The sequence below is a fragment of the Spongiactinospora gelatinilytica genome (assembly GCF_003236385.1).
GTDB lineage: Bacteria > Actinomycetota > Actinomycetes > Streptosporangiales > Streptosporangiaceae > Spongiactinospora > Spongiactinospora gelatinilytica.
On sequence record NZ_POUA01000772.1, the window covers coordinates 1 to 934 of the forward strand.

The following is a 934-nucleotide window of genomic DNA, read 5'->3' on the forward strand; positions in this document are numbered from 1 at the left end:
GTCCAGGAGGAGGGTGTAGGTGGCCAGGGAGAGGGAGAGGGCCTGCACGGCGTCGGTCCAGACCTCGGTGGCGGCCGGGTCGTCGCCGGTGGCGGCGCGGATGGCGATCTCCTCGGTGGGCGCCGTGCGACCCGTACGGCTTGCATAGCGCCGCGCCACGGACGCGGCGGATGCATAGGTCTCCAGGCAGCCGCGCTGGCCGCAGGCGCACGGCTCGCCGTCCGGGTAGACGGGGGTGTGGCCGATCTCGCCGCCCCAGCCGGTCGCGCCGGCGTACGGTGAGCCGTTCAGCACGCACGCGCCCGCGATGCCCGTGCCGATGGGCAGGAAGAGGAAGTCCGCGACCCCGCGCCCGGCGCCGATGACCGCTTCGGCGAGGCCGCCGGTGCGTACGTCGTGGCCGAGCCGGACGGGCACGCCCTCGGGGGCGAACGCGGACGCCGGGACGTCGCGCCAGCCGATGTTGGCGGAGAACAGGGCGGCGTCGGGGGTGACCAGGCCGGGCACGCAGAGGCCGACGCCGGCCAGTTCGGTGCCCGCGGGCGGGATGTGCGACAGGTCGAGGATGAAGGCTTGGATGGCCGCCACCACGGCGTCGGGGCCGTCGGCGCGGGGGGTCGGGCGGCGTTCGGTATGGAGGACCACGCCCTCGCGGGTGACGGCGCCTCCCTTCATCGAGGTGCCGCCCACGTCGAGGCCCACTACGAACGCGCTCATGCCGCCCATCCGTTGATTAAATGCTGAAAAGGTGGTGTTCGTCACGCCTCGACCGTTATGTGGACTGGCGCGCCTTGACCATAGCGCAGCAGCGCCCTGTTCTCCTTGTGGCCCTTTGACCTGCGCTCCTGGACGCCCACCGATGGGCGGGGGTGGGTCAGCTACGGCCCAGGACGCGGTTGAGGGCGGCCTCCACCTCGGCGGACAGGCCGGGCGG

1 protein-coding gene is annotated in these 934 nt (G+C 73.2%); it reads right to left on the minus strand.

Features of this window, described 5'->3' with window-relative positions; genetic code table 11:
- Positions 1-717: ROK family protein (locus C1I98_RS39310; protein ID WP_111172229.1), on the minus strand; the 717-nt coding region annotated here is incomplete at its 3' end.
- Between the last annotated feature and the right edge of the window lie 217 nt (positions 718-934).